This window comes from Rhodovulum strictum, assembly GCF_009649175.1.
GTDB classification, from domain to species: Bacteria; Pseudomonadota; Alphaproteobacteria; order Rhodobacterales; family Rhodobacteraceae; genus Rhodovulum; species Rhodovulum strictum.
This window is the reverse complement of the sequence record NZ_WJPO01000032.1, coordinates 12,503-33,136: the sequence shown is the minus strand read 5'-3', so window position 1 is coordinate 33,136 and position 20,634 is coordinate 12,503. Positions and strand designations below refer to the sequence as shown.

Below are 20,634 nucleotides of genomic sequence, written 5' to 3'. Positions count from 1 at the left end.
CTGATCTACTCTGGCGCGAACGTAGTCACGTTACAAGGCGGTCAGGCGCCAAGGGTGTCGGCTTTTGTCAGGGATGCACGCAAGAGCGAGGCGATCTGCGTTGCAAGGAACGGTGGCACGGCGTTGCCGACCTGGACGTATTGCTGCGTCCGGTTGCCGAGGAACAGGTAGTCATCCGGGAAGGTCTGCAGGCGCGCCGCCTCGCGCACGGTCAGGCTGCGGCACTGCATGGGATCGGGGTGGATGAAGTAGTGGCCGTCCTTCGAGATGTGGCTCGTGACCGTGGTAGATGGCTCCCCGGCGAGCTGGACCCGGAAGCGGTCGTTGAAGACGCCGCTGTGCCAGTTGCGGTGGTCGGGGCTGAGCGCCAGCGGGAAATCGGCCGCCTTGGGGCTGTAACCGCGCACCGCGCCGAAGACGGCAGCGAAGAGATAGCGCCCGAGGTCCGAGGGCATGTGTCCGCGGGTCTCGTGCTGGGCGAAACCGCGCAGCGCAGGGCGCTCCAGCCAGGCGAGGAGTTCGTCGTTCGACGTGCCGTAGCCCTCGGAGCGCCGTGCCGACAGGCGGGGTGCCAGCAGTCCATTCTTCAGGCCCCTGGCAACAGCGGAGAAGACGTCGCGCAGTGGCCCGTCTTCCTTGCCACGGTGGATGCCCGCCAGCAGCCGGGCGGCTTCGACGACCTCGCGCCGCCAACTCGCCGGGTCGTCGAGACCGCGGCTGAGGCCGCTGCGCAGTTCCGGCATCATGCCGATGGCGTCATCGACCGTCCGTGTCACCCCGGAAACCGGTACACTCGTCCCGGTGGCCCTGTCAGCCAGGTCGGAGCGGAGGCCTACGATGATCACGCGATGACGCCGCTGCGGAACCCCCCATTCCTCGGCGCGGACGATGAAATCCGAGGGCTGCGCGGCCTCCTGCAGGCTGGCCCTGCCGTCCGCCACCCGGATCGCCCGCATCTCGTAGTGATGCCCCCGGCCGGTGCCGAGCGAGGCGAGGTCTTCCATCAGCATCTCGAAGACGAGGCGGCTCTCGACCGTCGAGGACAGCATGCCCTTGACGTTTTCCATGACGAAGGCAGCGGGGCGCAGGCGGTCGAGCACCCGGATGTATTCGCGGAAGAGATAGTGCCTCTCGTCCTCCTCGGGGACGTATCCGACCTTCCCCTTCGCTCGCGCGCGCCCGACAAGCGAGTAGGCTTGGCAGGGCGGGCCGCCGATCAGGATGGTGTCGTCGAACTCCCGGCGCAGCGCGCCGATGGCATGATCGATGGCGGCGGCAGCCGGTTCCGTCCCGAGTTCGAGACATTGCGCCTCCGCCGTCGCATGCTGCCACGCCGCCGCATCCACCTCGCTCCAGTCGGGCTCCGGGATCAGCCCGGCGTGGAAGTCGATGAAGGCCTTCGGCAACGCCCCGTGACGCGCCTGATGCGCCCGCAGGAAGGCGCGCAGGGTCAGCGTGCGATGCGCCGAGGCCTCCTTCTCGACCGAGATGCCGATCCGGAACGGCGCGTGGCCGCCGACATCGAGGGACGCAAAGCCCTCGCCCAGCCCGCCCGGGCCGGCAAACAGATCGACGATGCCGAAAGTGGCTGGCAAATCAGGGGCCTCTCGAATTCGGGTTTCAGGCTGTATACCAGGTCCGGACGCAGAGGCCAGGAGGCAAATGGCGGACATCGTCGACAGGCAGACCCGCTCTCGGATGATGTCCGGGATCCGGGGCAAGGACACGAAGCCGGAAATGGTGCTGAGGCGCGCGCTTCACGCGCGCGGCTTCCGGTATCGGCTGCATGGAAAGGGTGTCCCCGGTCGGCCGGACCTGATCCTCGCGAAGCACCGGGCCGTCATCTTCGTGCATGGCTGCTTCTGGCACCGTCACGAAGGCTGCCGCTATGCGACCACGCCCGCGACCTGCCCCGAGTTCTGGGCAGAGAAGTTCGCCGCGAATGTCAGGCGCGATCGTGCGGCATGCGAGGCGCTGGTGGCAGATGGGTGGCGCGTGGCGACAGTATGGGAATGCGCGTTGCGAAAGCCGCGATCAGTCGAGCAGACTGCTGCGGCAATCGAGGAATGGCTACTGTCTGAAAACCGGCAGCTGGAAATCGGCAAAACGGATCCCGGATGATGGCAGGCGATGGCTACTGCCGATTTGGCTTCGTCCGCTTCCCTGCCTATAAGGCATCGAGAACGCAACTGAAGATGGCAGGCCTCGGCCAGGTCGCAGGGATTCGACGACGATCATGAAGAGCAACGACACGCAGGTCTTCGCGGGGCAGCTGGTGGCCCAGAACATGCTGATCCAGATCCTGATGGGTCAGATCGTGCTGGGCACGCCGGATCGCGGTGCGGCTGTGCGCGAGGCGCTGGTGCAGGGCACAGGGGCGATCCGGTCCAACCCGAACATGACCGAGATGGAAAAGTTCGGTGCCGTGAAGACGCTCGAGGATGCGCTGGACACGCTCGACCGGATCGCCGCCGGCGCCCGCGGGGGCTGAACCATGTCCTTCCGCTTCTGGCGCCGCATCCGGATTGCTCCCGGGGTCACGCTGAACCTGTCGAAATCGACGGCCTCGCTGTCCTTCGGCCCGCGCGGCGCGAAATACACCGTCAGCCCGCGCGGCAACCGGGTCACCGCGGGTCTTCCGGGGACGGGCCTGTTCTACACCGTCCACGAACCACGCCGCCCGTCAGCCGCCAATGCGCCGAGTGTCGCCCAGCGCGACCGGCTGAACCTCGGCTTCTTCCAGCGGCTGTTCACGCCTGCGGATGAGCGCGCGCTGGTCGACGGGCTGAAGGCGCTGAATGCGGACGATGAGGGGGCTGCGCTTGCCGAGTTCGAGAGGGCTGCCAGCCTGCCCGACGCCGCCTGGATGGCGGGCATGCTGCGGCTCCGGCGCGAGGAATTCGCGCCCGCGCGGCGTCATCTGGAGGCCGCGCTGGGCGGGCTGGACCGGCTGGGGAGTCTGCTGGAGAAATACGGGATCGCCGCGCAGGTGACCTTTCCGGTAACGCCCGAGGTCGATGCCCATGCCCGCCCGCGCGAGCGCGGCACGACGCTGGCGCTGGTCGAGATCGCCCAGCTCAACGGCGACCGCGCAGCGGCGATGCGCCATGTCGAGCGGCTGCTGGCGATCGAACCGGGTGATCCGGTGGTCCTGCTGTCCTTCGCCGAATTGACCCTCGAGGGCGGCGCGGACCGCGCGCAGCTGGAGCAGGTCGTCGCTCTAACCGCCGGGATCGCGAACGAGACGCCGGTGGAAACGGCGCTCCTGCTCTACCGCGGCCGGGCGCTTGCCCGGCTCGGGCTGGCTGACGCCGCCATCGACGTGTTCACGCTGGCGCTGTGCCGCCGCAAGGATCGTGCCGACACGCTGCTGCGCCAGCTGCGCTACGAGCGCGCGGTGCTCTACGATCAGGTCGGACGCAGGGCGCAGGCGCGGCGAGAGTTAGAACGGGTCTATGCTGAGGATCCGGGGTTTGAGGATGTGCGCGAACGTCTGGGGCTGGGCGAATGACCGACGTGGGTAATGATCCGACCGCGCTGGCGGCCGATCTGCGGGCGCTGCTGTCGCGCCGCACCCCGGCTGACCCCTTCACGACCTATCAGGAGGTGGCCACGGCGCTCGGCCTTCAACCGCCCGGTACGATCCAGCGCGTTGCCGCCGCGCTCGAGCAGACTATGCGTGAGGATGCTGCCGCTGGTCGGCCGATGATCGCAGCACTGGTGATCAGCCGCGCGGGCGACATGCCCCGGCGAGGCTTCTTCGATCTCGCGGTGGCGCTGGGCCGGTTTCCGGAGGATCCGGGGCAGCACCGTGCTGCATGGGAGGCCGAGTGCGCGGCGGTCTTCGGTGCGCAGGCAGACGCTTCTTCCTGAAGCGGATCAGCTCCGATCACCTGATATCGAACCAGCGCATCGCGGTCTGCAGGAGATGGTCGTAATCGCCCGCCATGGCCTCGGCCATGAAGGCGGCGATTTCGTCATCGGAGAGCCCGGCATCGCGAGCGGCCTCGCGGCAACGGCCGAGGATGGCAAAGGCGTTGCCGTCCTGGCCGGTCAGCGTGACGGTGATGTCGGGGTATTGCGGGGTCATTCCGTGCGGCTCCGTTGACGCGGCACAACGACATCAGGCGTGGCCTGCGGGTATAGTCCAGTCGAGAGTCAGCGGCTAGCGCGCGGGGATCGGCAGGCCCGCGCCTGGTCGCGCAGGACGGCGTAGTCGGCGAGCCACCCCATGATCAGCGCCCCCTCGGGCAGCGCGGTGACTTCCTCCGCCACGCGCGCCTGTTCGGCCGGGCTGTACGTCACGACGGGCGGGCAGGCGCCGGGCGGGACGTCAGAACCCGCCGTCGCGCAGGCGGTCAAGAAGATCGTCGCGGCTGCGAGGGCGGCGGGCGGCCGCGTCCAGCATCTGGCGGTGGAAGGCATGGGTCTGCTCCAGCTGGTCGAGCCGTTCGGCGGCGCGGCCTGCGCGCTCGGCCTGGCGGCGAAGGTTGAGGATGAACAGGGCGATGGTGAGCAGGGCGAGGGCGAGAGCAGCCACTCGCCGCGCCCATGGTCGGGCAAGAAGCCCAGCCAGGAGGCTGGCCCACATCAGCGCAGCCCTCGTTTCCAGTCATCAAGACGCGCCCAGACGGCCACCGCGATCCCGCCCAGCGCGAGTGCGATGAACAGCCAGCGCAGGGTGTCGAGGTAGGGGACCAGCGGCAGGATCGCGCCCTGTGCCTCCGTCAGCACCTCTTGGGCGACATCGACCCCGGCGGCCCCCACCGTCGCCACCCCGGCCGCGCCGGTGCCGCGCAGCGTGCGGCTTGCGGCCAGTGTTTCGCGCGCGGGCGGGGTCTCGGCGGCGAAGGGGACGGGACGCGGCGGGAAGGGATCGCCCCAGGATCGCGCCGGGCCGAGGTCGATATGCATGAAGCCCGACCGGGGATAGGCGCCGAAGCCGAGGAACCCCACCTCCCGTGCCGCGGCCTCGAAAGCGGCGGGGTCGTGGTTCGACATGGCGATATCGAAGGCCGCCCCAATCATGTGCTTCGAGCGCGGGGCACCGCCAACGGCGCGGTTGTGCTCGGGGCTGCGATAGGCCGAGCGCACGATCAGCGGTTTGCCCAGCCGGTCGCGCAGGGCCTGCAGCTTGTCCAGCGCGGCGGGATGCAGCTTCAGCTGGCCGGTGCCGCGGCAGGCGATCTCGGCCGGGGAAAAGTTGGGCCAGCGCCAGAGATGCAGGGGCACCTCGCGGAAGTGACGGAAGGTGCGGACAGGGTCGGGCATGGGAACCTCCTCGGGGTGTTGGACATGCAGGAATGGGCACCCCGCCGCTGTTGGGGCGGCGGGGCAGGGGCGGTGATCGGGCTCGTGGACGTGGGGAGACGGTCGGTCGGGGCGCTGGGCGCCGGGTTGTGGTCAGTCGTCGCGGCGGCGCTGGAAGGCTTCGAACATCAGGTTGCGCATGGCGCGGATGTCACCCTCCATCCGCTCCAGCCGGTCGGCATCGGCCTTGCGGTCCTCGGCGCGTTGCCTTTCTACCCGATCCCGCTCGATCAGGAGCTCGCGGTCGAGCCGGGCGAGCATTGCATCATTGGTGAAGGCCCGGCGCGTGATGGCGGCGAGTAGCGCCAGCGTGCCACCGATCAGCGCGGTGATGGCGGCGGTGATCCCGTGGTCACGGAAGGCCCGGGCGACCTCTTCGAGGAGGGATGTGCGGTCGGTCATGGCGGGCCTCTCAATAGTCGGTCTCGACGTAGACGCCGCTGCAGTCGTAGGCGACGGCGGCGGCGGTGCTGCCGGTGTTCATGTAGTTGCGGGGGCTCAGGAGCTGGGTGGAGGCGGGGAGGTTCGAATTGAGCTCCACCTCGGCGACAGCGCCGGAGACTTCCTCGACGACGCGGACCCAGACGGAGGTGGCGTTCGGGGCGGCGTAAAGGAAGAGGGTCAGGACGTTGGCTGGGGCATCGACGGGGAAGCTGGCGCCCAAGTTGATCAGCGTGGGCGCGCCTGAACCCGAGTTGTGGACGATTTGCCAGTTGGTATGCGTGCCGCGCTGGAAGCCGATGCCGATGGCGTTCACGACCGCGCTCAGGAGCAGCGTCGTGGCCAGCGCGGCGGTGGAACCCATCAGCCCGAAGAAGCCCATGCCGGTGGGCTGCAGGGTCGTCAGCGACAGCCGGTTCACATAGGTGAAGCCCCCCAGACCTTCGGCATTGCCGCGCCAGCAGACCCAGCCGGCCGAGCGCTCCTCGGCCGCCGCGTCCACGGTGGCCGCGCTGGTCATCCGCCAGCGGCGCATGGAGGTCGAGAGGTTGGTGGTGGCGAGACCGGGCGTCGAGGCGGTGCCGACGCCCGTCCGCGGCATGCCGATCGCGTTGATCGTGGTGCCCGAGGACGGCGCCCACCAGGCGATCCGGTTCACCCCGAAATGCGGCTGCAGCGGAAAGAGCCGCCCCGAGGGGCGCATCACCTCGAGCCAGGCCGACCCCGCCCGGTCGCGGGCGTAGAGATGGATGCGGCCCGCGGGCGGCGGATCGGGCGGCGTGGCGCGTCCGGGCAGGACCATGGGCTCAGGCAGTTCGACCCGGCCGCTGGCGCGGTCGATGCGGATGGCGTCGAAATAGGCCGACCCATTCGGGCTGACCTTGAAGCTGAAGTCGTCGTTGCCGAGGAGCCCGATCAGCGCCCGGGCGGAGAAGCCGGTCTTGAAGGCGAAGGCGGCATCGTCGCCCGGCGTGTTCTTGTTGAAGGTCGCCTCGATCCCGTTGCCCGCGTGATTGAACAGCATCGCGGGGGTGTTGATCGAGAAGCGGTTGAAGGCGTCGGCGGTGGCCCAGCCGAGGCCGAGTTGCTGGGCGGTCAGGTTCGCCTGGGGCATGCCGACCTGCGTGACGCTGTTCGCGAAGGTGACGGTGGGCGTGTTGATCACGGTCGTCCCGCCCGCGCCGGACGTCGCCGAGCCGATGTTGACTACGGTGTTCGAGCCCGACACGCCGCCGGTGCCGATGTTGACGGTCTTGGTGGTGCCGTTGGCCGTGGCGCCGGTGCCGACGCCGTAGGTGGCGGTGCCGGTCGAGGTGCCAAGGGTGGCCGTGCTCCCGGAGGCGGTCAGGGTGCCGGAGAAGGTCTTGTTGCCGGTGAAGGTCTGCGTGCCCGCGAGGATCGCGAGTTCCGAGGAGGTGTTCGGCAGCGTGTAGGTCCGGGTCTGGCCAGTGGAGATCGAGGCGAGCGAGAAGACGGCCTTCTTCGTGGGATCGGCGTCGTTCACCAGGCTGAAGACGCTGTCGGGCACGTCGCGCGGCTCGCCCACGCTGGCCCAGCTGGAGCCGGACCAGACGAGGAAGGCGCCCTCGTCGGCGACCCAGACCAGCCAGCCGGGGCGCGGGACGAGCCGGATCCATGCGCCGTCGACATGGAAGGCCACGTTCAGATCCCACCCGGCCCAGAGCCCGGTCGCGCCCGAGGCCACGAGATGCCGGTCGCCGTCGGCAGGGCTCGCGGGCGGCGCGGTGCGGGTGCGGTCCAGAACAGAAAGCTGCACCATGGCGTCGAGCAGGCGCAGCGCCTCATTATGGGTGACATGCTTCTGGGCCTGCGCGGCCATGAGATACGGCAGGCCGAGATGGGTGGTGGTGTCGGACATGGGAGATGACCTTCAGAAGAAGAGTGTCGCGCTTGCAGGCGCCCCGCGCCCGAGGCGGGCGGAGAGCTGGAAGATGCGGAGGGCGAGCGCATCGCCGGGGCCGAGCGGCGCGCCCCAGTCGGCGGTCTGCTGGACGGCGGTGTAGAGGACGGACGTGGTGCTGCTCGTGAGCACCCGCTTCACCGCGTGCTGCGCACCGTCACGGATCTCGACCTCGTAGCCTTCGACCTCCTCCCCCAGCGGCACCTCGACCTGTTCCCAGGCATCTGCCTCGAGCGCGCGGGAGCGCCGGGTCCAGCGGATGGTGAGGTCGCCGGGCACACGGGCTTGCCGCCAGGGCTGCGTGACATGCACTGGCGCGAAGGGGCGCAGACCAGCGCCTGCGGGCGTGAAGGCCTGCGCCACATAGGTCTCGTCCGAGGGCGGCCGGGTTGCGGGGCCCACGCGCCAGTTCCACGGCAGGCCGATATCGCCCAGCGCGATGGGCAGAGGGGCGAGCGTGCTGTCGAGCACCACGACCCGCGCTCCGGCGGGAGCCGGGTTCCCCATTGTCCCTTCGGTCCCGCGCTGACCACGCAGGAGGCGGGTCAGCCTATAGCGTCCGGGCCCAATCAGCTCGACCGTGCCCGCCTGCACGATCTCCCAGATGCCGGACGCACTTTCGATCGCGAGTGCGTTCGCCCCGCCGAACAGCGTCAGGTCGGTGACGCTCTCCAGCGAGCCGGTGAACAGATCGAGCGTCAGGCCATTGCCGAGATCGAAGCGCGAGACCGGGCCGGGCCAGAGGTCGAAGGCCAGAACGCCCATCCGCGCCCGGGCGGGCACGGTGGTCAGGAGTTCGAACCCGTCGCTGCCGGGGCTCCGGAAGACCGCAAGTTCCCCTGGCCATGGCCGCGCGTGGGCGGCGAGGAATGGCCTGTGCGCGGGCTGGTCCTCGGTCAGCTGCGGCAGGTCGAGAAAGGCGACGTCCGGCGCAGTCAGCACCAGCGGGCGCGCGAGCATCGCTGGGCGCGGATCGCCCGGCGGCAGGTCGTAGGCGGCACGGTCCTGGCGGATCGCCTCGATCCCGCGCGCTTCGGCATCCGCCGTGGACAGGAGCCGGAAATCGAGGCTGCGCCCGTCGTGCTGCAGCCGGATCACGTCGGCCGGGTCGAGCGCCAGACGCGAGGGTGGCAGGCGGAAGCTCGCGGTCTCGCGGCCGATCCAGGCTTCCATCAGGGCGCGGCGGCAGCGGCGCTCGGCTTCCTCGGGCGCGACGGCCATGGGGAAGGCTTCCGAGGCGATCCGGCTCGTGGACACGGTAATGCGCTGCGCCTCGACCTGAGCCGCGTCATAGTCCTCGTCTGCCCGCGCCAGTTGCCACTTGAGCGCTTGCGGCAGCTCGGTCTCTTGCGCGCGGGTGAGTTCCAGCCCTTCGGCGCGCGGATCGGGGGTGGCGACCAGATCGTCGGCACCGATCTCGGCCACCGCCGCGCGCCCGCGCATGACGAAGCGGATCACCCCGCCGGTCTCGACCGCATCGAAGCCGAAATGCCGCGCGAGCGTGGTGATGGACGCACGCGGGCTTTCCAGTGCGCCGATCACATAGCCCTCGACCGCGCCCCAGAGGCCGGTGACGTCGATGCGATTCGCCGGGAGACCGGCGCGCAGGCAGAGGTGCCGGACGAGGGCCGCGAGCGACACCGCCCCCAGCCGCCCGGTCAGCCAGTGCCCGAGCCGCCAGTTGGGCCCGTCCGTCCAGACGCCGGTCAGCGCGGGGAAAAACGGATAGGGCCGCGCGTCCCAGGTCCAGGCGGCGCATTCGGGCACGTGCACCATCCGGCCGCCATAGACGGACGAGGTCGGGTTGTTCGCCGGATCGTTCCACCAGAGATACGTCGCCTCGAGATAGGCGCGCTGGATCGCGTCATCCCGCCAGCCGCGCGAGAAATACGGCGTGAAGCTCTCCGAGGACTTCGGGTCGAAGAAGACATTCGGCTGGTTCGTGCCCCGGTCGATGGCAGGGCAGCCGAGTTCGGTGAACCAGACGGGCTTCGACTGCGGCACCCATGCGGTGGGCGTGCCGCTTTCCACCCCTCCAGGGCGGTTGAAGTGGGGCTCGGACCACCAGGCGCGGAGATCCTTGTAGCGGAAGACCCATGGCTTGCCTGCAGAACCGTCGCTGATCGGCGTGCGAGCCTGCTCCGAGCGATCGGCCTCCGAGGCATAGAACCAGTCGAAGCCCTCGCCGCCCGCGATATTGGCCTGCAGGTAGCCCCGGTCGTGGATCGCGGGCCAGCCGGCCTGCGCATCGGCATGCTCGAACCCGTCGCGCCAGTCCGAGAGCGGCATGTAGTTGTCGATGCCGATGAAGTCGGTGTTGGCGTCGGCCCAGAGCGGGTCGAGGTGGAAGAAGACGTCATTGCTGCCATCGCCCGGCTGGTGACCGAAGTATTCCGACCAGTCCGCCGCGTAGCTGATCTTCGTCGTGGGCCCGAGGATGCTGCGCACGGCTGCGGCGAGATCGCGAAAGGCCTGCACGGCCGGATAGGTGGACGCGCCCGAGCGGATCGTGGTCAGCCCGCGCATCTCCGAGCCGATCAGGAAGGCATCGATACCCCCGGCGGCCGCGCAGAGATGGGCGTAGTGCAGGATCATCCGGCGCAGGCCCCAGTCCCCCGCGGGGCCGGTCCAGCCGACGATCTCGCCCGAGACCGAGAAGTTGGCCGGCGTCGCGGCTCCGAAGAAGCTCGCGACCTGCGTGGCGGCCGTGGCGGTCTTGTCCACGCTGCCCGCGAACCCTGCTGCAGGAGAACAGGTGATCCGCCCGCGCCACGGGAACACCGGCTGGCCTTCCTCGGCGGCGTTGTCGCTGTAGGGGTTCGGAAGGCTGTTGCCGGGCGGCACGTCCATGAGGATGAAGGGATAAAAGGTCACGCGCAGACCGCGCGCCTTCATCTCCTGGATGGCCTGCACCACCGCGAAGTCTGAGGGCGTGCCGCCATAGACCGGCCGGTCCTCGCTGTCGCGGCTGACGAGATGCGCGCTCGCCCGGTTCACGCCGTTCACCGACCATACCCGCGGGGTCGTGGCCTTCACTGCGACCTCGACGCCGGGCCTGACTTGGCAGTTGCCCGCGCGCAGGTCGGTGCCGAACCAGGCGACCACGAGGCTGACGCTCTCGACCGCCGGCGCCATGGCCTGCAGCCGATCGAGGGCCACCACCATGTCCGTGGTGTCCGGCAGCGCGTTCAGGTTCTCGGCGGTGGTGGTGCCGCCGCTCGTGCCGCCGAAGGCACCGCCCGTGGTCTTGCGGATCGCCTGTGTCGCATAGGTGAACTCGCCCGACGCCGGGATCATGGTGACCGCGCGCGTCAGCCCCTCGGCCGTGTCGGGATCGGCCAGCGGGCGGAAGACCTCGAAGCTCAGCTGTGGGATCCGGTTCCCGAAATCCGAAAGCGGCAGTTCCTCGAACACGACATAGGCCGTGCCGCGATAGGCCGGCGTGTTCGCCGCCCCCATCTTCGCCGTGATGAACGGATCGGCCGCCTGCGCCTCGTCCCCCGGATACCAGCGCATCGTGATGCCGCTCATGTCGAGCGGCTTGCCATCGGCCCAGATGCGCCCGATGCCGGTAATCGGGCCCTCGCAGAGGGCGACCGCGAAACTGGCAAAATACAGATACTCCGTTGTGCGGACCTTCCCGCCGCCACCGCCCTTGCCGCCACCGCGCTGGGTCGTGGTCCTGGTCTCCTCGCGGAAATCCGTGGCCCAGACGATGTTGCCGCCGATCCGCATGCGCCCGTAGAGCCGCGGGATCACGGCGCCCTCGGTCGAGGAAGTGATGCGCAGGCTCTCCAGCCGCGCGCCCTCGATGCGCTGGGTGGGGGCGAGCGAGGAGATGATCCAGCTGTCGATGACCGAGCCCACGGTCGAGCCGATCAGCCCGCCGATGGCGGCACCGGACAGCCCAAGGATCGCGCCGCCGAAACCCATGCCGATGCTGGAGCCGACGACGCCGAGTACGAGGGTGGCCATGTGTGGGTCTCAACGTTGCGGGAACAGGAAGGCGAAGGCGATGCGCCGCCGCCAGGACGGGGTGAGCGGTTCTTCGATCACGCCAAGCCGCTCATAGGCGTGGATGAAGCAGTGGGGTCGGGTGAGGATCCCGACATGCTTGGCGATGGCGCGGGGCATCATGCGGAAGAGGATCAGCGCGCCGGGCCCGGCCTCTGCGGGCGGCACCTCGATCATCATGCCCCGCGCGCCCTCGGCAAGCACTTCGCGCGGCCCGGTCTCGCCCCAGTCCCGGCTGTAGGGCGGGATCGGATAGGGCTCGGGGCCGACCACCTCGCGCCAGACGCCACGGGCGAGGCCGAGGCAGTCGCAGCCCACACCCTTGACGCTCGCCTGGTCGTGGTAGGGCGTGCCCAGCCAGGCGCGGGCGATGGTGATGACAAACGCCGGATCGGCGGCAGCGCGTGGCGCTGTCACAGCACCGCTCCGTCATGCCCGCCGTCGCGCGAGGCGTAGCGCAGGATGGTGTCCTGGCCGGGGATATGCGGGAAACCCCGGAAGTTCGCGACATTCCCGAACTTCGCGCCGCAGGTGGCGACGCGCTTGTCGCAGCCCGCCCGCGAGAGGAAGCTGTCGCCCTCGGCGACAGGGCGCACCGGAGCCTCGAGCAGCGTCAGGATCGCGAGCCCGTCGACCACGTCGTGCGACAATACCTCCGCCCGGCGCCCGGCGTTCGCGCCCGAGGTCCACTCAACCGTCCCATGCGCGAACCATCCCGCCGCGAAGGCGAACAGGCCTGAGGCCGTGAAGGCCCGGTCGCGCAGGATGTCGGTGACCGTGCCCGTGCCGCGAAACGCCGCCGCCTCGAGGTTCACGCCGCAGCGGCCATCGCCCAGCGCGGCGTCGCAGCCCGCCTGGAAGGTCCGTCCGACCGTCTGGCCCAGCGCATGGGCGAGGCTGCGCACCTCGGCCACGAAGGCCACGCGCCCGCGCCGGACCTGGCCGATGGCGCCCCGGCGCAGCAGCACGCGCTGGCCGGGATCGGCCCAGTTCACCCGCCAGAGCTCGACCTCGGCATTGTCCCAGCGCCCGTCGAGGATGTCGGTCTCGGTGATCCGGTCGGAGGACAGCACCCCCTCGGCATCCTGCGCGTCGACCGACAGGTCCGATCCGGCCCGAACCTCGGAGGCGGTGAAGCCGCTCTCGGGCTCGAAGTCCGTCCCATCGAAGTTGAGCACCCGGTCGTGATCGGTGAAGCCGAAGGCCACACCATCAGCCCGCGTGATGCGCCAGCACCAGCCCAGCGTTGTCGTGCCGTCATCGAGATGCGCCTGCAGGGCGGGGGCGAGTTGCTTCATCTGCGGATCTCCAGAAGCGGGATGGAGGCGATGGACCCGAGGCGCTCGAGGTCGAGCGTCACGTCGAGCGTGTCGGTGTCGAAACGGACGGGGGTGTCGAACTCGAAGCCCGCGGTGACGGGGATGCCCGCCGCGGGGGCCGAGCCGAAGGTGACGAGGCCGGTGCTGGTATCGACCGACCAGCCCGAGAGCTGCTCGGTCCCGCCGAGGGCCACGCGGACGGTGCCCGCGACGGGCTTGGTGATGGCGCGCGTCCAGGACTGCCCGCCCGATGCATAGCGCTTTGCCAACTGGAAGGCGGTCCTCACCCCGTCGCCGGTGCCGAGGGGCTGGTCCAGCGGCGAGGGCGTGCCCGAGGGCAGGCAAGATTTGTGGTCGGCCCAGTCCTTGAAGCGGAAGCCGTGGAGGCGCCCGTTGCGCGCCTCGAAGAAGGCGACGACGGCGGCCAGATCGTCGGCGCGGCGGATGCCGTAGGCGACGTCGTAGCGGCGGCGCGAGTTCGCCCAGCTGGCGTTGCGCTCCTCGTCGCCGCTCGCCAGTTCCACCACTTGCGTGCGCCGTTCCGGCCCGCCACGCGCGCCACGGCTGATCGCGTCCGGAAACCGGACCTCGTGAAACGCCATGCTCGGGATCCTCAGAGACCGCGTCGGCCCATCGACACCGCCCGGGCGATGTCGGCGGCGACCTGCGTGCGCGATTGGCGGAAGCTCTCCGCGTCGCGGGCCATGATGGTGACGTTGACGCTGGGTGCGCTGCCGCGCCCGCCGTACCCGGCGGCTTCGCGGCGCGAGAGCACGCGCTCGCCGCGCTGGAGGATGGCAGGCACCTCGTCCGGCTTGAGGCCGACCCAGCCGCCCGAATGCATCCTCGGCGCGCCCGCGAAGGCCAGCGCCGGGACCATCCGGCCGGGGCCGGGCATGCCCACCGTGCCGCCAGCGTGCAGGACAGAGGCGAACATGCCCCCGGCGCCGCCAAGCACCCCTGACAGAAGCCCTGCGAGCGGCCCGAGGATGAAGCGCCGCGCGGCGAGCCGGGCGAGATCGGCGATCATCGAGGTCACCAGATCGCGGAAGTCGAGCTTGCCCTTGCGCACGAAGTCGGCAACCGCGTTCTCGGCCGCGCCGAACGCGCCAACGAGCGCCTCGCCGATATCGGCCCCGATCTCGCGCGCCTTGGCGGCATAGTCGGCGAGTGCGGCGGTGACCGCCTGCCATCCGGTCACGGCTTCCTCGGCGCCGGTCGCGGTGTCGATTCCCGCCTGCCGCCCGGCAGCGCCCGCGCGTCCCGCCGATGTCTCCGCCTCGTCGAGCGCCTCGGCCACGCGCCGAGCGCCAGCTGCGGCCGCATCGAGCGCGCCTTCGGTTTCCTCTCCAGACCCGCGCACGGCATCGACCAGCGCGGTGACGGCCTCGCGGACCCCGTCGAACGCCCCCGCGCGCGTGTCGGCCGCGCGCTCGCGGAAGCGTTCGGCCATTGTGCCTGCGTTGCTGGCGGCATGGTCGAGCATCGAGGCCCAGGACTGCGCGCCGAACCAGTCGATCTGGAAATCCGCGCCAATCCTGTCGGCCACGGCGTTGAAGGTCGGGCCGATCATGCCGAGGAAGTCGGCCCACTTCCCGGCAAGGAAGGCCATGAGCCGGGTCCAGATGCCCTCGATATCCGCGCGCAGGGCCCGGAAATCGTCGACCAGCGAGCCCATCGTGGTCTTGATGCCGTCCCAGACCGCGCGGGCCACGTTGCCCATCAGCTCCAGCGCGTTCCCAAAGCCGCCCGCCCCGGTGACGAGGCGGGAGAACTGATAGACCAGCTCGCCCGCACCGACGATCAGCGCCCCGATGCCGGTGCGGATCAGTGCCCCACGCAGGATCACAAGCGCAGTGGCCAGTCCGCGCACCGAGAGCGCAGCCGCCGCGAGGCCTGCGACCCAGCGCCCGGCCATGAGGGCGGCAAAGGTGCCCGCGATGCTGACGAGACGGCCGAGATTGTCGAACAGGGTCCGGATCGCGATGCCGAGCGGCCCGGTGGTGCGTGCGACTGCTGCCATGGCGTCGGCCACCGCCTCCAGCGCAGGCGCCGCCGCGACCGCCAGCTGGTTCGACAGCCCGCGCCAGATCAGGCCGAGTCGCGAGATCGCGTCATTGGTCCGTTCGATCTGGCGCGCGTCCTGATCGCTGACCACCACCCCGAAATCCCGCACATCCTGTGTCGCCTGACGCAGCGTGGCCGTATCGATCCGCGTGAAGACCAGCGCAGCCCGGTCGCCGAAGAGCTGCGAGGCGATGGCCGCGCGTTCCGCCTCGGGCACGAGGTCTGCCAGCCGATCCTGGATCAGCGCGATGCGCTGGTCGAGCGGCAGGGCCTGCAACTCCCCCGCCGACAGCCGCAGGCGGCGCAGGGCTTCCGTCGCGGGCCCGGCCCCGACGGCGGCCTGGCTCAGCCGTCGCGTCAGCTGCATCGCCGCCTGTTCGACCTGACCCATCGACACGCCCGCCAGATCGCCCGCGCGCTCCAGCACTTGGATCGACGCCACCGTCGTATCGAGCGAGGCCGCGAGCTTGGCCTGCGCATCCACGACGGACAGGCCCGAGCGGATCATCGCCGTGGCTGCCGCCGCCAGCGCCCCGGCCGCAGCCGCCGCCGCGATCCGGGCCCGGCGCGCGAAGGCGGCAAGCCGGGTATTGGCCAGCTCCATCTCGCGCGACAGTCGACCGAAGCCACGGGCCCCGGCCTCGCCGACGCCCTCCAGTTCGGCACGCACTTGCCGTCCGCCCACCGCCGCGAGGCGGACGGATACGCGTTTCTCGGTCATCGGATGCTCCTTGCCTTGGTGGCTCGCGTGTCTTACGTTATTGGCATCGACCAATAAGGCGTATGACAATGGCCGAGACCGCGACCCTGTCCTCGAAGTTCCAGATCTCGATCCCCAAGGCGATCCGGACGGCGCAAGCCTGGGAGGCCGGGCTGACCTTTGCCTTCATCCCGAAGGGTACCGGCGTGCTGCTCGTGCCGGTGCCGAAGAAGGAGAGCCTTCAAGGGCTCGCGAAGGGTGCGCGGCCCGAGGACTTTCGCGACCGGTCGGACCGGACCTGATGGTCCTCGTCGACACCTCGGCCTGGATCGAATGGCTGATCGGCTCGCCCACCGGCGAGGCGGTCGCCGGAAATCTGCCCGAGCAGGAGGCCTGGGTCGTGCCCACCATGGTCCAGCTCGAACTCGCCAAGTGGCTCGCCCGCGAGGTGGGCGAGGACAAGGCCGATCAAGTGATCGCCTTCACGCAGGTCTGCCGGGTCGTGCCGCTCGACACCGAGATCGCGCTCGCGGCGGCCGAGGCCTGCCGCGCGCATCGCCTCGCCACCGCCGATGCCATCGTCTTCGCCACGGCGCGGGCGCAGGGCGCCACGCTGTTGACCTGCGATGCACATTTCGACGGTCTGCCGGGGGTCCGGCTCATCCCGAAGGTAGACACCTGACCATCAGCCGCGCTCTGCCGCCATCTGCTCGTTGATCCGGCGCACCATCACGGCCTCGATGGGCGGCAGGAACTCGGCCATGGCGAGGGGCGGAACACCCAGCGCACAGCCCAGCGCGAGCGCCGCGCCCATGTCCCACCCGATCACCGCGCCGGGCAGGATGCGCAGCTGGCCGCCGAGGCGCTGCGCCAGGTCCCAGACCTGGCCGCCCTCCCAGGTCAGCGGCCGGTTCAGTCTTGCCGGGCAGTCCGGGCAGGCTTGCGGGCAGGCCGCGCAGTAGCTTTCGCCCCCGCCGTAGGACCACTCGGCGAGGGCGATGAGGCGTTTTTTTCCTGTTCCAGCAGCAGCCCCTTCGCCACATAGGCCGCCTGGAAGGCCTCGAAGGCGGGCCAGATTTCGAGGAGCGCGTCGATCCCCTCGGGGCTGACAGCGACCGGGTTGCCCTCGGCGTCGCCGACGCCCTCCCACTCGAGGATCGCCAGACGGGCCACCGCCTTGGCCATGGCGAGCGCCAGTTCCTCGGTCGTGGCCTCGGCCGGCAAGGCCTCGACCGCGGGATCTGCGCGGGCCGAGACCATCAGCGCGGTCGTCAGCGGGCGCAGCTTCAGCCGCACCCCGGGCAGCAGATCGAGCCAGCGCGGCGCGTTCGTCAGGTCCAGAGTCAGCATCAGTACGTCTCCCGTTCGTTCACCAGAGTCACCGTGCACATCCGCCCGAGCGCGGGATCGACCGCCGCCTGCCAGTCGAAGGTGGCCTGGATGCCCTGCGGACCCGGCACCTCGACGCGGGGGCGCGGCAGGTAGACGGCGTGGATGGTGAAGGTCAGGCTCTCACCCGAGGGCAGCGTCCAGCCGAATTCGATCTCGCAGGGGTCCCCGGCGATGGCCTGGTTCGCCAGCACCTGATCGGCGAAGCGCACCTCCATCCGCCCCGTGAGCGCGGCCATGCCGGGATCGGCGCCGTCGATCCGTCCGTCGGCGCGGATGGTCTCGATCCGGTCGAGATTGTTGGCATAGGTCACCTCGGCGGTGACAAGGTTGCCGAGCGCCGTGCCGTTGCGCGTGACCGTGCCGTTGAAGTGGCCGAAGCGCAGCAGGTCGAGCGCGGCCGGGGATCCCGCGCCAGTGGTCGCGGCCAGCGCCTCGCCCTGCGCGACCAGCCGGGCGGTGGCGGTCAGGAGGCCCGCGCGCTGCATCTGGAACGAGACCTGATCGACGACACAGCCTGCGTACATGGCAAAGCGCGGCACCTCGGGCATGGCGACCTCGATCGCCATCGAGGGCAGCAGCCAGCCGCCCGAGCGGAACTCATGCGTGAATGGGCCGGGCGAGGTGCCGGTGGTGGTGGGCGCACCGAACGCCCCCTTCAGCCAGAAGCCGAAGCCGTTCGCGTCGATCGGCACGACCACGTCGCCATCCGCCGTCAGTGCATCCTTGATCGGCGCCAGCGGATCGCGGCCGTAGCCGAGAAGCTCGGAGTTCAGAAGCGGCTGTTCCGCCCCCAGCGTGGTGCTGGCAAAGGGCATCCGGGTGTAGCCGCTGCCGGGCGGCGTGCCATAGGTCGTCTCGAACGCCAGCGCCATCTGCGCCCGCGCCCCGTGGGCTCGTGCCATCGTCTCGTCTCCTGTGGTGTTTGGGGGTCAGGCCAGCGCGTCGGCCGTGCTGTAGTGCAGGATCACCGGGATCACGGCCGCCTTCAGGCTGGCTGCGCCGTCGACAGGCAGGTCCACCGGGCGGGGCGCTTCCGCCTCGATCCAGTCGCAGCGGCCGCCCAGAGTGCGGTCGCCCGCAATCACGGCACCGATACTGGCGCAGAGCGCGGCGAAGGTCGTGTCCCGGTCAGCGCCCTGCACGACCGCCTCGATCTCGGCGCGGTGCTGGTAATGGTAGCGCAGCGGTGACAGCGTCACGCCGGGTTCGCCCGGCTCGCCATCGCGCAGGATCATCAGGCCTGCGGCGGGAACGCGCTCGGGCAGCACCTCGCCGCGCAGCACCGGCACATGCGGCACCGTGCGCAACAGGTCCGCCAGGGTAGTGAGGATGGTCTCGCGGGGGGTGGACATCATTCGCTCTCATCGGGGGTGCTTGCCGGACGGATCAACAATAATTATACGGCATATATTTAATCGGAGAATCGCGCGGGATGCCCACAGGACACGTCTTCAGTGCAACCAGCCTCGACGGGTTCATCGCCCGTCTCGACGGGGGGCTCGACTGGCTCGACACCGCGAACACGGCAGGCGAGGATCATGGATATCAGGAATTCATGGACGGGATCGACGGCATCGTCATGGGCCGGGCGACATTCGATATCGCCCTGGGCTTCGAGCCATGGCCCTACGACAAGCCCTTGCTCGTCCTGAGCAGAAAGCTCGATCCTGCGGACATTCCTTCCCATCTCGCTGACAGGATCACCATCGTTCGGTCGGTTTCCGACGCGCTTGCGGAGGGGCAGCGCAGGGGGTGGGATCGTATTTATGTCGATGGGGGAGCCACCATCCGTGCCTTCCTCGACGCCGGTGCAATCAGCGACATGGTCATCTCGCGCATTCCGGTGCTGATCGGGACCGGCCTGCCCCTGTTCGGGCCCTTGTCCGGAGATCTTCCCCTCCGCCATATCGAGACCCGGGCGTTTCCCTCCGGCCTTGTTCAGTCGCGGTATGAGGTGCCCCGCTGATGGCGGCGCGGCGTGGACGTCCCCCGAAATCGGCGGTGTCGCTCACACGCGAGGCGATCATCGCGACGGCTCTGGATCTCGTCGAAGGGTCCCCGGGTGGATTGTCCTTGCGCGCCCTCGCTGCCGCTCTGGGCGTCACGCCGATGGCACTCTATCCCCATATCGGCGACCTGGACGGGCTCCTGGAGGCGATGGCCGAACGCTGCTTCAAGGAGGGTTCCGCACAGGATGACTGCGGCGAGGATCATGATCTTCGGGACCTCCTGCTCTGGTACTGTGGGCGCGTCCTGCAATATCCGGGTCTCACCTCCGCCATCGTGGCGCGACATGGCGCGCTGCCCGCGCCCCACCGGGCATGGACCGATGCCGTGACGCGTTGCATTTTGGAACGTGGCCTGCCTGGGATCTGGAGGGACATCCTGGTGGACCACCTGCACGGGTTCGCGCTTGCGTCTGCGGCGGGTGGTGCGGGCCGGGAGGAAGCCCTGGCCGTCTATGCCTCGCATGCCGATCAACTGCTCGGCTCGATGTTTGCCGGTATCGGGAAACCCCTTCGCTAAAGCCGCGCCTCCACCCAGTTTGCGACGATCGCGCCTGGCAGCGCCTCCTGCGCCCGCGCTGCATCGCGAGCGAGGTCCAGCCGCTTGCGCAGCTGAACCTGCGGCACCAGCAGAAAGATCGGCACGGTCGTCACGCCTCGGCCGGTCCTCGATCTGCTTGCCACGGCCCGCCCGCGCGCATTCAGCCGCCCCTCGGCGACCAGAAGGCTGGGCCCGGTTCGCCGATAGACGAAGCGCAGGCGCAGGCCCGAGCGGCGCTCCCACTCGCCGGGGGTGATCCGCCCTCCGCGCGAGGATTTCCCGGCGGCGGGCGTGGGGATCGCCAGCCAGAAGCCGTTGCGGGACCGGATCAGAGGGCCGGTCTCATGGGCACCGATGATGACCGGGGCCTTCGACCAGACCACCGTAGCCGCGCTGAGGCTGGGGCGGCCTTTCGGGAACTGCTCCGAGCGGATGGTGTTGGCGAGGCGCTGACCCAGCCCTGCGCCGGTGATCTGCGCGCGCCAGGAGCATTTCACGCTGTTGCCGGCCTCGCTGACCCCTTGGCTCACGGCCCGCTCGCCTGCCCTGATTTCGGCGGCCATCATGGCGACGAGGTCCGGCGTGATGTCGAGTTGCAACCTCATGCCGGCCTCAGATCGACGGTCCAGACCAGCCGCTCGCGGTCACGTACCGGTTCGCCCTGAATGAGGAATGCCTCGCCCTCGAGCTCTATCCGGTCGCCGGGGCGCGGGTTCGGAACCTCGGCCACGCGCAGGTCGATGCGGGTGGTTTCGGACCAGAGGCGGGCGTCACCGAAGCCCGTAACCTCGTCCGCGCGGCGGGTGACCGCGCGGACGAGTTTCGGTGCGCCCCCGTCCGCGATCCAGGTGGCATCTCGGGCGATGTTGGGATCGGCAAACAGGTTGTCGATGGCCGCTGTGAAGACCGACATGCGCGCGCCC

At 69.8% G+C, this 20,634-nt stretch carries 25 protein-coding genes; 8 read left to right on the top strand and 17 right to left on the bottom strand.

Annotated elements, in window-relative coordinates:
- Nucleotides 1–41: 41 nt before the first annotated feature.
- Nucleotides 42–1,595 carry a DNA cytosine methyltransferase gene (locus tag GH815_RS16255; protein WP_211365107.1) on the bottom strand — a complete coding sequence of 518 codons (1,554 nt, stop codon included), beginning with the start codon at nucleotides 1,593–1,595 and terminating at the stop codon, nucleotides 42–44.
- 67 nt (nucleotides 1,596–1,662) lie between these two features.
- Between GH815_RS16255 and GH815_RS16250 the strand changes: the two genes are divergently transcribed.
- From GH815_RS16250 to GH815_RS16235, 4 genes are all read left to right on the top strand, one after another.
- Entirely contained in the window at nucleotides 1,663–2,121 is a 459-nt protein-coding gene (locus tag GH815_RS16250; protein ID WP_153749804.1) for a very short patch repair endonuclease, read from the top strand.
- Nucleotides 2,122–2,236: 115 nt separating this feature from the next.
- Nucleotides 2,237–2,491 carry a hypothetical protein gene (locus GH815_RS16245; protein WP_015923069.1) on the top strand — a complete coding sequence of 85 codons (255 nt, stop codon included), beginning with the start codon at nucleotides 2,237–2,239 and terminating at the stop codon, nucleotides 2,489–2,491.
- Nucleotides 2,492–2,494: 3 nt separating this feature from the next.
- Nucleotides 2,495–3,511: a DUF4236 domain-containing protein gene (locus tag GH815_RS16240; protein ID WP_153749803.1), complete on the top strand. Its 1,017-nt coding sequence runs from the start codon at nucleotides 2,495–2,497 to the stop codon at nucleotides 3,509–3,511.
- Nucleotides 3,508–3,873, top strand: a complete 366-nt coding sequence (locus GH815_RS16235; RefSeq protein WP_153749802.1) for a hypothetical protein — start codon at nucleotides 3,508–3,510, stop codon at nucleotides 3,871–3,873. The genes GH815_RS16240 and GH815_RS16235 overlap by 4 nt, the downstream gene beginning before the upstream one ends.
- Nucleotides 3,874–3,889: 16 nt before the next feature.
- Here the strand turns inward: GH815_RS16235 and GH815_RS16230 are convergent, their stop codons facing one another.
- The 10 genes from GH815_RS16230 to GH815_RS16185 form a co-directional block, all read right to left on the bottom strand.
- Nucleotides 3,890–4,090 carry a hypothetical protein gene (locus tag GH815_RS16230; protein ID WP_153749801.1) on the bottom strand — a complete coding sequence of 67 codons (201 nt, stop codon included), beginning with the start codon at nucleotides 4,088–4,090 and terminating at the stop codon, nucleotides 3,890–3,892.
- Between the two features lie 243 nt (nucleotides 4,091–4,333).
- Nucleotides 4,334–4,540, bottom strand: coding sequence for a hypothetical protein (locus GH815_RS16225; RefSeq protein WP_343030922.1), 207 nt, complete (start codon nucleotides 4,538–4,540; stop codon nucleotides 4,334–4,336).
- Nucleotides 4,541–4,590: 50 nt separating this feature from the next.
- Nucleotides 4,591–5,271 carry a YcbK family protein gene (locus GH815_RS16220; RefSeq protein ID WP_153749799.1) on the bottom strand — a complete coding sequence of 227 codons (681 nt, stop codon included), beginning with the start codon at nucleotides 5,269–5,271 and terminating at the stop codon, nucleotides 4,591–4,593.
- Nucleotides 5,272–5,403: 132 nt separating this feature from the next.
- Entirely contained in the window at nucleotides 5,404–5,712 is a 309-nt protein-coding gene (locus tag GH815_RS16215; protein WP_153749798.1) for a hypothetical protein, read from the bottom strand.
- Between the two features lie 10 nt (nucleotides 5,713–5,722).
- A complete protein-coding gene (locus GH815_RS16210) occupies nucleotides 5,723–7,630 on the bottom strand; it encodes a DUF2793 domain-containing protein (RefSeq protein ID WP_153749797.1) in 1,908 nt (635 codons plus the stop codon).
- A 12-nt stretch (nucleotides 7,631–7,642) separates the two neighbouring features.
- Nucleotides 7,643–11,647 (bottom strand): baseplate multidomain protein megatron, encoded by a 4,005-nt coding sequence (locus GH815_RS16205; protein ID WP_153749796.1) that lies wholly within the window; start codon nucleotides 11,645–11,647, stop codon nucleotides 7,643–7,645.
- A 9-nt stretch (nucleotides 11,648–11,656) separates the two neighbouring features.
- On the bottom strand, nucleotides 11,657–12,103 hold the full coding sequence (locus tag GH815_RS16200) for an NlpC/P60 family protein (protein ID WP_343030921.1): 447 nt from the start codon (nucleotides 12,101–12,103) through the stop codon (nucleotides 11,657–11,659).
- Nucleotides 12,100–12,984 (bottom strand): DUF2163 domain-containing protein, encoded by an 885-nt coding sequence (locus GH815_RS16195; protein WP_153749795.1) that lies wholly within the window; start codon nucleotides 12,982–12,984, stop codon nucleotides 12,100–12,102. The genes GH815_RS16200 and GH815_RS16195 overlap by 4 nt, the downstream gene beginning before the upstream one ends.
- Nucleotides 12,981–13,607, bottom strand: a complete 627-nt coding sequence (locus tag GH815_RS16190; protein WP_153749794.1) for a DUF2460 domain-containing protein — start codon at nucleotides 13,605–13,607, stop codon at nucleotides 12,981–12,983. Before GH815_RS16190 ends, GH815_RS16195 begins: the two co-directional genes overlap by 4 nt.
- 11 nt (nucleotides 13,608–13,618) lie before the next feature.
- Nucleotides 13,619–15,793, bottom strand: a complete 2,175-nt coding sequence (locus GH815_RS16185) for a phage tail tape measure C-terminal domain-containing protein (RefSeq protein ID WP_153749793.1) — start codon at nucleotides 15,791–15,793, stop codon at nucleotides 13,619–13,621.
- 68 nt (nucleotides 15,794–15,861) lie between these two features.
- On the opposite strand from GH815_RS16185, the gene GH815_RS16180 reads away from it, so the two are divergent.
- Together GH815_RS16180 and GH815_RS16175 are read left to right on the top strand one after the other, a co-directional pair.
- Complete coding sequence (locus tag GH815_RS16180; protein ID WP_153749792.1) at nucleotides 15,862–16,074, top strand: AbrB/MazE/SpoVT family DNA-binding domain-containing protein; 213 nt, start codon at nucleotides 15,862–15,864, stop codon at nucleotides 16,072–16,074.
- Complete coding sequence (locus GH815_RS16175; RefSeq protein WP_153749791.1) at nucleotides 16,074–16,454, top strand: type II toxin-antitoxin system VapC family toxin; 381 nt, start codon at nucleotides 16,074–16,076, stop codon at nucleotides 16,452–16,454. The genes GH815_RS16180 and GH815_RS16175 overlap by 1 nt, the downstream gene beginning before the upstream one ends.
- Nucleotides 16,455–16,457: 3 nt before the next feature.
- Here the strand turns inward: GH815_RS16175 and GH815_RS19440 are convergent, their stop codons facing one another.
- From GH815_RS19440 to GH815_RS16155, 4 genes are all read right to left on the bottom strand, one after another.
- Nucleotides 16,458–16,601 (bottom strand): DUF7697 family protein, encoded by a 144-nt coding sequence (locus tag GH815_RS19440; protein ID WP_425542008.1) that lies wholly within the window; start codon nucleotides 16,599–16,601, stop codon nucleotides 16,458–16,460.
- Nucleotides 16,602–16,684: 83 nt separating this feature from the next.
- On the bottom strand, nucleotides 16,685–17,122 hold the full coding sequence (locus tag GH815_RS16165; protein WP_153749790.1) for a hypothetical protein: 438 nt from the start codon (nucleotides 17,120–17,122) through the stop codon (nucleotides 16,685–16,687).
- Complete coding sequence (locus GH815_RS16160; RefSeq protein ID WP_153749789.1) at nucleotides 17,122–18,066, bottom strand: phage tail tube protein; 945 nt, start codon at nucleotides 18,064–18,066, stop codon at nucleotides 17,122–17,124. Before GH815_RS16160 ends, GH815_RS16165 begins: the two co-directional genes overlap by 1 nt.
- 27 nt (nucleotides 18,067–18,093) lie before the next feature.
- Nucleotides 18,094–18,516: an acyl-CoA transferase gene (locus tag GH815_RS16155; protein WP_153749788.1), complete on the bottom strand. Its 423-nt coding sequence runs from the start codon at nucleotides 18,514–18,516 to the stop codon at nucleotides 18,094–18,096.
- Nucleotides 18,517–18,596: 80 nt separating this feature from the next.
- Here GH815_RS16155 and GH815_RS16150 point away from each other — a divergent pair, with 80 nt between their 5' ends.
- Nucleotides 18,597–19,130: a dihydrofolate reductase family protein gene (locus tag GH815_RS16150; RefSeq protein WP_153749787.1), complete on the top strand. Its 534-nt coding sequence runs from the start codon at nucleotides 18,597–18,599 to the stop codon at nucleotides 19,128–19,130.
- Between the two features lie 35 nt (nucleotides 19,131–19,165).
- Nucleotides 19,166–19,690, top strand: a complete 525-nt coding sequence (locus GH815_RS16145; RefSeq protein WP_170290370.1) for a TetR/AcrR family transcriptional regulator — start codon at nucleotides 19,166–19,168, stop codon at nucleotides 19,688–19,690.
- Here the strand turns inward: GH815_RS16145 and GH815_RS16140 are convergent.
- Nucleotides 19,687–20,316 (bottom strand): DUF6441 family protein, encoded by a 630-nt coding sequence (locus GH815_RS16140; protein ID WP_153749785.1) that lies wholly within the window; start codon nucleotides 20,314–20,316, stop codon nucleotides 19,687–19,689. The two genes, GH815_RS16145 and GH815_RS16140, sit on opposite strands and share 4 nt — an antisense overlap.
- Nucleotides 20,313–20,624, bottom strand: a complete 312-nt coding sequence (locus tag GH815_RS16135) for a head-tail joining protein (RefSeq protein ID WP_153749784.1) — start codon at nucleotides 20,622–20,624, stop codon at nucleotides 20,313–20,315. The genes GH815_RS16140 and GH815_RS16135 overlap by 4 nt, the downstream gene beginning before the upstream one ends.
- Nucleotides 20,625–20,634 lie beyond the last annotated feature (10 nt).

Excerpts from the sequence above, each read along its gene's own strand:
- GH815_RS16250 (WP_153749804.1), top strand. The coding sequence starts at position 1,663 with ATGGCGGACATCGTCGACAGGCAGACCCGCTCTCGGATGATGTCCGGG.
- GH815_RS16245 (WP_015923069.1), top strand. The coding sequence starts at position 2,237 with ATGAAGAGCAACGACACGCAGGTCTTCGCGGGGCAGCTGGTGGCCCAG.
- GH815_RS16240 (WP_153749803.1), top strand. The coding sequence starts at position 2,495 with ATGTCCTTCCGCTTCTGGCGCCGCATCCGGATTGCTCCCGGGGTCACG.
- GH815_RS16235 (WP_153749802.1), top strand. The coding sequence starts at position 3,508 with ATGACCGACGTGGGTAATGATCCGACCGCGCTGGCGGCCGATCTGCGG.
- GH815_RS16230 (WP_153749801.1), bottom strand. The coding sequence starts at position 4,090 with ATGACCCCGCAATACCCCGACATCACCGTCACGCTGACCGGCCAGGAC.
- GH815_RS16220 (WP_153749799.1), bottom strand. The coding sequence starts at position 5,271 with ATGCCCGACCCTGTCCGCACCTTCCGTCACTTCCGCGAGGTGCCCCTG.
- GH815_RS16215 (WP_153749798.1), bottom strand. The coding sequence starts at position 5,712 with ATGACCGACCGCACATCCCTCCTCGAAGAGGTCGCCCGGGCCTTCCGT.
- GH815_RS16210 (WP_153749797.1), bottom strand. The coding sequence starts at position 7,630 with ATGTCCGACACCACCACCCATCTCGGCCTGCCGTATCTCATGGCCGCG.
- GH815_RS16205 (WP_153749796.1), bottom strand. The coding sequence starts at position 11,647 with ATGGCCACCCTCGTACTCGGCGTCGTCGGCTCCAGCATCGGCATGGGT.
- GH815_RS16195 (WP_153749795.1), bottom strand. The coding sequence starts at position 12,984 with ATGAAGCAACTCGCCCCCGCCCTGCAGGCGCATCTCGATGACGGCACG.
- GH815_RS16190 (WP_153749794.1), bottom strand. The coding sequence starts at position 13,607 with ATGGCGTTTCACGAGGTCCGGTTTCCGGACGCGATCAGCCGTGGCGCG.
- GH815_RS16185 (WP_153749793.1), bottom strand. The coding sequence starts at position 15,793 with ATGACCGAGAAACGCGTATCCGTCCGCCTCGCGGCGGTGGGCGGACGG.
- GH815_RS16180 (WP_153749792.1), top strand. The coding sequence starts at position 15,862 with ATGGCCGAGACCGCGACCCTGTCCTCGAAGTTCCAGATCTCGATCCCC.
- GH815_RS16175 (WP_153749791.1), top strand. The coding sequence starts at position 16,074 with ATGGTCCTCGTCGACACCTCGGCCTGGATCGAATGGCTGATCGGCTCG.
- GH815_RS16165 (WP_153749790.1), bottom strand. The coding sequence starts at position 17,122 with ATGCTGACTCTGGACCTGACGAACGCGCCGCGCTGGCTCGATCTGCTG.
- GH815_RS16160 (WP_153749789.1), bottom strand. The coding sequence starts at position 18,066 with ATGGCACGAGCCCACGGGGCGCGGGCGCAGATGGCGCTGGCGTTCGAG.
- GH815_RS16155 (WP_153749788.1), bottom strand. The coding sequence starts at position 18,516 with ATGTCCACCCCCCGCGAGACCATCCTCACTACCCTGGCGGACCTGTTG.
- GH815_RS16150 (WP_153749787.1), top strand. The coding sequence starts at position 18,597 with ATGCCCACAGGACACGTCTTCAGTGCAACCAGCCTCGACGGGTTCATC.
- GH815_RS16140 (WP_153749785.1), bottom strand. The coding sequence starts at position 20,316 with ATGAGGTTGCAACTCGACATCACGCCGGACCTCGTCGCCATGATGGCC.
- GH815_RS16135 (WP_153749784.1), bottom strand. The coding sequence starts at position 20,624 with ATGTCGGTCTTCACAGCGGCCATCGACAACCTGTTTGCCGATCCCAAC.